This is a genomic window from Acinetobacter sp. YH12201 (genome assembly GCF_013418145.1).
Taxonomy (GTDB): Bacteria; Pseudomonadota; Gammaproteobacteria; order Pseudomonadales; family Moraxellaceae; genus Acinetobacter.
This window is the reverse complement of sequence record NZ_VPCP01000106.1, coordinates 1-7,661: the sequence shown is the minus strand read 5'-3', so window position 1 is coordinate 7,661 and position 7,661 is coordinate 1. Positions and strand designations below refer to the sequence as shown.

Here is a 7,661-nt window from a genome sequence, read left to right as displayed (position 1 = left end):
ATGTATATCGTTGGCAGAAGAAATTATTTAGACCAATGATCAAAAACTTCATTGATGACTTTATTCTCGATAAAAATCATCTGCTACCACAGAGAATCTATAAATAATACTGCGTAAGTCCTAGATTTGTTTCTAAAAACAGCCAAAACCACTTGATGTTTAAATTCCATAGTAAAACGCTGACGATTTATTAACTCTATGTGGGGCTATTTTACCAATTTTTTGATATAGCTTTACCCATATTTCAACATTACTCGCATTTATATTGAACTGTTTTCATATTACGGCTTTGCCATATCCAGATAAATAAAATTGGACGACTTTAAGCTTAAATTCCTAAAAATATTTTTCATCCAAATTGAACTAAAGGAAGTTCAACTTTCGGGGGTAGGCCATACCAAGTAGCAATAAAATAATTTTTGAAAGACTTAATTGTGCAGTTCGGATGGAGCTTAAACAGTGATTACTTTGTTTAAGAAATTTCCAATAAATTCTTCAAATTTTAAGAAGAAATCATCAATTACACAGAATAATTCAGCACTATTGACCATAAAAACTAGAGTTGTGAGTTTAGTGTGGTAGCTCAATTGATAGCTCTACTTCTCTTATTTTTTCAAGTCAATTTCTTATCCGCGATTCAGGCTAAATTAGAGTCCCATTTCTGACATCATATGGGCATTAACCTGATTCACATCATATTTATTGAGCGCGATTTCACGTGAACGCTGCCCCATATAAACCATCAACTTTGGATCTTCAATAAAATACCGCATCGCCTGTACCAAATCATCGACCGATTTAACCGCCACCAGATAGCCATTTACGCCATTACTCACCGTTTCACGGCAGCCCGGGGCATCAGTGGTAATCACCGCACGACCCATGGCCATGGCCTCCAAGACCGTACGCGGGGTTCCTTCCCGGTAAGAAGGCAATACATAGACCGAACTTCCCGCAATGGCCGGACGTACATCACTCAGTTTACCCCAATACTTCACGGTTTTTTCCTGTATCCAGATATCCAGCTCAGCTTGCGAAATCGCAGAAGGATTGTCATCTATCCAGCCGACCAGATGAAATTCCGTTTCAGGATATTGCGCTTTGACAATACGAGCCGCTTCGGCATATTCACGCACGCCTTTATCACCGAGCAAACGAGCAATCAGCAAGAAAGAAGCTTTTACCTGTCCTTCTTTATTGAGCGGTAATGGCATTACATTAAAATCCTGCACATTCACCCCTGAACCATTCACCACTACAGTTGGCTTGTTCACATTGAGCAATTGCATCTGTAGAAACAGCTTTAAATCATCCGGATTCTGAAAAAAGACTTTTTCAGTATGTTTCAGTGCTTGAGCATATAGGCCATGTACCAACTTTTGAAAAATACTACGCTTGCCTGATTCGACATTTTGAAAGGCATACCCCAAACCTGTAATTAATGCAAATCTATGTGGGACTTTTGCGAGCCATGCCGCTAGCGTGCCGTAGATTACTGGTTTAATGGTATAGGACAGTACATAATTCGGCTGAATTTTGCGAATCAAGCGATAAATCACAAATAAGGCTTTTAGATCATAAATTGGATTTGCTTCGGTTCTATGCATAGGAATCCAGTGAACACGATACCCCAAATCTCGGAGTTTAGCCGTCTCGTCTGGAAAAGATTTTAAGTCAGGGGCCATAATATGAATTTCAAAACCGCGGTCAGCAATGGCTTCCAACAGCTTGCCACGGAAATTCAGGACGGACGGCAAAAAGCTACAAATCATCAAAAACTTCATGCACCTTGTCTCCACATGTCCAGATACTGCTGACTCACGCTTTCAATACTAAAATGTTGTTCCACCCGTGCACGGCTGGCTTGTTTCAACTGTAATTTTTCCGCCTGGCTGGAATGGACATAGTCCAAAATGGCATTGGCCAACGCCTCCGGATCACGTGGCGGCACAATAGCACCCAGCTCATCGACTATATATTTAGCATCGCCGACATCGGTACTGATACAGGGCAGACCGGATGCCATCGCTTCGACCAGCACATTGGGAAAGCCTTCGGTAATCGAGGTCATCAAAAAGGCATCCACCGACTGATAAAATGCCGGCATGTCGGAAACCTGATCGAGCAGATGCACTTTGTTTTTATCTAGCCCAAATTGCTCAAACAGGGCTTTGACTTCGGGATTCTCTAAGCTTGCCCCACTGCCGGCAATTTTAAAAATAATCGGCTGATCTTTCAGTTTTGCCAGAGTCGCAAATAAATAGGGATAGCCTTTTGCGGTGTGATAACGTCCGGCAAAACCAATGCTGATCGGTTGATGCAGTTCAGGATTGGGCTGGAACTTGTCCAGAAACACGCCATTGGCAATCACCTGAGCATTGCTATTTTTCAGGCCAAAGCGTTGATGCTGTTGCAAGGATGAATGCGCGCAATAAATCACGCCTTGGGGCTGCGCAGCCAGAACTTTACTCATGACCAGGGCGACTTTGGTACTCAGCGATTCTTCTTTGGGAGAGGCCAGCGAATGATGAATGCCCCAGAAGATATCGGGTTTTGGGCTGAGACCAATGCAACTTAAACTGGTCAATACATTGGCATGGTACATCCAGCACTGCACCGTTTTTGGCGCAATGGACTTGAGCAAATGCTGCAGCTTAGCAATCGTCCCCAGCGTATTCAGTCCGTTCCAGCCCAATGCATAATAGGATTGGCACTGCGCCAGGGTTTCGGCATACACCTCCGATGTTTTCATCAGTGCGATAATCACATGCGCATACTGGTCGCGGGTCTGCTGAATCAGGCGTGCCAGCATCATCTCTGCCCCACCCACTCCGGCAAAGTTGGTAATCACATGCACCATGGTTGGTTTCGGCTGCTTCATGCGGAGCGCTCCATCAGCTGCAGATAGCGCTTTTGCACGGTATGTTTATGGAATTGCAGACAATGTGCAGCCAGTTCAGTGTCATCATACGTGACATATTTACCGAAAATCGCCTGCTGCATCGCCGCAGTCATGCCCGCCTGATCATTACATTCCACCAGCAAGCCAAATTTAGCATCCGCCAAAATTTCCTTTGGACCGCTGGGGCAATTGGTGCTCACCACTTTAATTTTCGAGGCCAAAGCCTGAATCAGCACCCCGGGCAAGCCTTCCCAGTTGGAACTCAAGACAAACAGTTTCGCATATTTAAAATAGGCATAGGGATTGGGATCAAAACCGGGCAGATCAACCACATCGCTTAGGCTTAAGTCATGAACCAATTGCTCTAGTTCACCGCGTAATTCCCCTTCACCCAGAATAATCAAGCGGGTTTCCGGGTGCTGTTGATACAAGGCATGGAAAGAACGAATCAAAAAACCGAAATTTTTCGCTTCGGTTAAACGCCCGACTGCCAGAATGACTTTATGTTCTGGCTGAAAGAAACGATGCTCAACCGCGACCTGCAATTTTTCAGCATAGGTCTCGTCAATCACCGGATTATAAATGGTGACTAAATTGTTCTTGGAATAGGCATAATATTCACGAAAATCATCCAGCACGCCATTGGACACACAGACCACCTGACTGGCAGCTGGATAGGTCATTTTGACCAGGGTTTTCAGCAGCCACTTTGCCAAGCCCTGCAATTTCAAATTTTTTGAAGGGGTGGAAACCTCGCGTAAAATCAACCGGACCTGACTTTTGGCTAAACGTCTGGCCAGGGCAGCAATAATATTCGTATGGGTCTGGGTCGCCACCAGCACATCATACTCCACCGCCTGCAACAGTTTTTTTAACGGGAAAATGGCATTGGCAACACGGCCACAGCTTAGATCGATCAATTGAATCTGCGGATCAACCTCGGGCAGGAGTTTACCTTTTACCCCGCTGATGTCGCAGACCACCATATCCACTTTGTGTCCCTGCTGGACCAGGTTATTGGCCAATTGAATCACGGTACGTTCTGCTCCGCCGCCCCCTAAGGTCGGCAAAAAAAACATGATTTTATTGAGCATAACAGTACCTGAAAATGGGAGAAATTAATGAACGTTTTTGGAGTCTTGCAGATCCATCGCACGTTGCACACGCTGCTGATAATCATGGATGCCGGCCAGTTCCGAATCGCTGGCACAGCTGGCTTGAATCTTGGCAGCGTAGTCCGCAAAACTTGAAACCACCTTGGCGGGCACACCAATCGCCACACTGTTGTCCGGAATATCTTTGGTCACCACCGAACCGGCCCCAATCACGACATTGGAACCAATCTTCACCCCCGGCATAACAATCGTATTGACCCCGATAAACACATGCGAACCGACCTGAATCGGGGCAAAGCGTTGATAGCGTTTGCCGTGCTGGTCTTTGACCAGACAGGTACTGCCATCATGGGTGATAAATTTCACCCCGGAAGTTACGGTAACATGATCGCCAATAGCAATCAGAAAGGGTTCCGAGCCCCAGCTTTTAATATAAATTCGGCAGTGTTCACCTACGCTGACCCCTTTTTTCCGCGCATAAGCCACACTGCCTTTGGCCATAAAATAGACCAGGTCAAAGAGTGTATTGAAGACGGATTTTATCAATGCCATGCGCATGACCTTTAGAGCAGCAAAACAAAAAATGCGAGAAGTGGGCTATTTTACGCCTAAATTGGCTTCAGGCATATAATTGCATTGCCAGGCTTATTTGATTTTTCTGGCAGGAATGCCGACATATATTCCCGGCTCGGCAAGCGTTTTGGAAACCAGACTGCACGCTCCAATTACACTATTGTCCGGAATATTGACGCCATCCAGAACCGTCACCCGGGCACCCAGCCAGATATTTTCCCCCAGGCTGACCCCCTGCTTGGTAATCTGGTCTTTCACCAAGATATTCGGATCATCAAATTTATGGTTACTGGCAATAATGATACTTTGCGTGCCAATGCGGGTATTGTCGCCAATGCTGACTCCACCGCAGCCATTGATAAATGACTTGGAATTAATGCTGACATCCTGACCAATACTGATATTGCCACCAAAACATTTGATATAACAACTTTCACCAATAAAGCTGTTGTCGGCAATGCTGAGCGTTGCGCCTGGTTCCACAATTAGGCTGACCTGATCGCCGATATAGACATTTTTACCCATACGCACCTGACCTGCAATTTCAAGCGTAGTGCCTTTGCCAAAATATTTAAACCGGGTAGCAAAGGCCTGATTATAAACAACCTTGCGGCATTGTGCAGTGAGCCAGTTCATGAGTTTTAAAGCTTTAAAAAACATCACTTTTTGCTACTCCACACAGAGAATAAAATGGCAAAGTTATAAAAAATCAGGGCAACCGGCACGGCAAGCAGCATATAGATTTTATTTTCTACCAGTAGATACAGACCGAAAAATAAAACGAATTTAATCAATAACTCAATAATCTGCAATCTAAACAGCACATGGCTACTACGCTGTGCAATCAGGAAGGCAGAACTGGGCGGATTACAAAAAATGGCCCAATAGCCCAAGGCCAAAATCTGGAAATAGGTAGAGATGCCGACCCAGTCTTTGCCAAATACCCATAAATACAGGGATTCTGGCAGCACAAAAAACACGGCAAACAGCGGCAAAGACAGCAGACTCAGCAGTACACTGCTTTTCAGGGCTTCCTGACTATTTTCCAGATGTTTAAATTTGCGGATAAAAAACTGGCGAATGGTTTGCGACATTAAATTAATCGGCACCCGCAAAGTCCGCTCCACAATGGCATAGAAGCCCATCGCCTGCACACCGACAAAATGCGAGACCACATAATAAGGCAAGTTATGCGAAAAGCTGTTCAGCAAGGCGTGCGGGGTATTGGAATAAATAAAATCCTGATAGTGCTTAAATGCCTGCCAACTGACCTGATAAAGCTGATTTTTTACAATATAAATCAGTACAAACAGCAGCATCAGCACTGAACTGACACTGTAACTGTTGACCAGGCTGATGCTCATCAACAAAGGCAAGCCTAGCTGTACCAGCACCACAATCAGGCTACGCAAAATATTCAGCCCGGCACAGAAATATTCGGCATGTGCGGCAAATTTATAATTATAGATACTTTGAATCAGTGTATTGGCCAGCACACCGCTACAAATGGCAACCACCACAGCCGCATTAAAAATAAAACTTAAGATGATGGCACTGACCGCTACAATAACTGTAGAGAACATCGCTCCTTCAAAGATCAGGCTTTTTTTGTCCTGCTCTTCCGCGACCAGTAAGGCTTGATCGAGACGCAAATTGGCAATGGTCGATAAAACGCTGACCACAGCCAATGCGATGCCATATTCACCAAAATCCTGAACCGGATAAAGACGCGTTAAAAAAGGAAGTGCGATAAATGTAATTATCGCACCTGCTAATAAACTCGACGTGATTAAGCCAATCGACTGATATTTGGCGAAAAGACGCGCAATCATGTCAGATTTTGCACGTACCAGCGCATGGCCAGCTGAATACCGGCATCAATTCGAAACTCCGGGGCATAACCCAGCGCCTGTTCAATTTTGGCAATGCTGGCCTGGGAATGTCGTACATCACCGGCACGGAAGTCACGATAAACCGGATCTTTTTCGTAATTGACCTGATTCTCTTTTAGAGCACTTTGAATCGCACGATACAAATCATTCAGGGTGGTTCGATCACCCACCGCCACATTATAAACCTGGTTTTTTGCGGCATCATCGGCTGTGGTCGCTGCCAGAATATTGGCTTGCACCGTGTTATCGATAAAGCAGAAATCCCGGCTGGTTTCACCATCGCCATTGATAAACACATCATCACCGGCAATCATGGCCGCTGTCCATTTTGGAATCACGGCTGCATAGGCACCGTTTGGATCCTGACGCTTACCAAAGACATTAAAGTAGCGCAAACCAATCGTTTTAAAGCCATAAGTTCGGGCAAAGACTTCAGCATACAGCTCATTTACATATTTGGTGACCGCATAAGGCGAAAGTGGCTTGCCGATATTTTCTTCAACTTTAGGTAGTGCCGGATGGTCACCATAAGTTGAACTACTGGCGGCATAGGTAAAGCTAGAGACTTTGGCATCACGTGCAGCCGTCAGCATGTTCAGGAAGCCGCTGATATTGGTGGCATTAGTGGTAATCGGATCAGCAATCGAACGTGGTACTGAACCCAGAGCGGCTTCATGCAAGACATAATCCACGCCGGCACAGGCTTTTTGGCAATCTTCCAAATTACGAATATCGCCTTCATAGAAGGTGAATTTTGCCCATTGCACCGCACTGACCAATGACTGTACTTCATCTAAGTTATATTGATGACCGGTAGCGAAGTTATCCAAACCAATAACAGTTTGATCAAGTTTTAACAGTGTTTCTAACAGATTGGAGCCAATAAAACCGGCAACCCCCGTGACCAGCCACGTTTTCGGTGCTTGCTTTAACTGTTCACAAACCAGCTGATATTGACTCATGACGATACTTCCTAACACTTTTTAAATTACAAACGAAGATCAGATTCAGACTGTGCAAGTACATATTTCAAATCATATAAAACATGTTCCGCTTTGCCCAAGGCACGAATTTTCTCTACGCCCATCTCTTTAAACTGATGATGTGCCACCGCCAGAATAATGGCGTCATAGCTGTTTTCTGTTAATGTCGAAACAGGATCAATCCCATATTCATGCT

7 protein-coding genes and 3 pseudogenes are annotated in these 7,661 nt (G+C 44.9%); 1 reads left to right on the top strand and 9 read right to left on the bottom strand.

What is annotated here, in order from left to right:
- Positions 1-107 (top strand): annotated as a pseudogene (locus FTU91_RS14800) (IS701 family transposase); the annotation flags it as partial.
- Between the two features lie 307 nt (positions 108-414).
- Here the strand turns inward: FTU91_RS14800 and FTU91_RS16715 are convergent.
- From FTU91_RS16715 to FTU91_RS14760, 9 genes and pseudogenes are all read right to left on the bottom strand, one after another.
- Positions 415-551 (bottom strand): annotated as a pseudogene (locus tag FTU91_RS16715) (IS982 family transposase); the annotation flags it as partial.
- Positions 552-647: 96 nt separating this feature from the next.
- Positions 648-1,784: a glycosyltransferase family 4 protein gene (locus tag FTU91_RS14795; protein WP_180082718.1), complete on the bottom strand. Its 1,137-nt coding sequence runs from the start codon at positions 1,782-1,784 to the stop codon at positions 648-650.
- Positions 1,781-2,881 (bottom strand): glycosyltransferase, encoded by a 1,101-nt coding sequence (locus tag FTU91_RS14790; RefSeq protein ID WP_180082716.1) that lies wholly within the window; start codon positions 2,879-2,881, stop codon positions 1,781-1,783. The genes FTU91_RS14795 and FTU91_RS14790 overlap by 4 nt, the downstream gene beginning before the upstream one ends.
- Positions 2,878-3,996: a glycosyltransferase gene (locus FTU91_RS14785; protein WP_180082714.1), complete on the bottom strand. Its 1,119-nt coding sequence runs from the start codon at positions 3,994-3,996 to the stop codon at positions 2,878-2,880. Before FTU91_RS14785 ends, FTU91_RS14790 begins: the two co-directional genes overlap by 4 nt.
- A 24-nt stretch (positions 3,997-4,020) precedes the next feature.
- A complete protein-coding gene (locus tag FTU91_RS14780; RefSeq protein ID WP_180082712.1) occupies positions 4,021-4,569 on the bottom strand; it encodes an acyltransferase in 549 nt (182 codons plus the stop codon).
- 93 nt (positions 4,570-4,662) lie between these two features.
- Positions 4,663-5,250, bottom strand: coding sequence for a DapH/DapD/GlmU-related protein (locus FTU91_RS14775; RefSeq protein WP_180082720.1), 588 nt, complete (start codon positions 5,248-5,250; stop codon positions 4,663-4,665).
- A complete protein-coding gene (locus FTU91_RS14770) occupies positions 5,250-6,422 on the bottom strand; it encodes a lipopolysaccharide biosynthesis protein (RefSeq protein WP_180082710.1) in 1,173 nt (390 codons plus the stop codon). The genes FTU91_RS14775 and FTU91_RS14770 overlap by 1 nt, the downstream gene beginning before the upstream one ends.
- Complete coding sequence (locus tag FTU91_RS14765) at positions 6,419-7,444, bottom strand: NAD-dependent epimerase/dehydratase family protein (RefSeq protein WP_180082709.1); 1,026 nt, start codon at positions 7,442-7,444, stop codon at positions 6,419-6,421. The genes FTU91_RS14770 and FTU91_RS14765 overlap by 4 nt, the downstream gene beginning before the upstream one ends.
- Before the next feature lie 26 nt (positions 7,445-7,470).
- Positions 7,471-7,661: pseudogene (locus FTU91_RS14760) on the bottom strand (Vi polysaccharide biosynthesis UDP-N-acetylglucosamine C-6 dehydrogenase TviB); the annotation flags it as partial.

Excerpts from the sequence above, each read along its gene's own strand:
- FTU91_RS14795 (WP_180082718.1), bottom strand. The coding sequence starts at position 1,784 with ATGAAGTTTTTGATGATTTGTAGCTTTTTGCCGTCCGTCCTGAATTTC.
- FTU91_RS14790 (WP_180082716.1), bottom strand. The coding sequence starts at position 2,881 with ATGAAGCAGCCGAAACCAACCATGGTGCATGTGATTACCAACTTTGCC.
- FTU91_RS14785 (WP_180082714.1), bottom strand. The coding sequence starts at position 3,996 with ATGCTCAATAAAATCATGTTTTTTTTGCCGACCTTAGGGGGCGGCGGA.
- FTU91_RS14780 (WP_180082712.1), bottom strand. The coding sequence starts at position 4,569 with ATGGCATTGATAAAATCCGTCTTCAATACACTCTTTGACCTGGTCTAT.
- FTU91_RS14775 (WP_180082720.1), bottom strand. The coding sequence starts at position 5,250 with ATGTTTTTTAAAGCTTTAAAACTCATGAACTGGCTCACTGCACAATGC.
- FTU91_RS14770 (WP_180082710.1), bottom strand. The coding sequence starts at position 6,422 with ATGATTGCGCGTCTTTTCGCCAAATATCAGTCGATTGGCTTAATCACG.
- FTU91_RS14765 (WP_180082709.1), bottom strand. The coding sequence starts at position 7,444 with ATGAGTCAATATCAGCTGGTTTGTGAACAGTTAAAGCAAGCACCGAAA.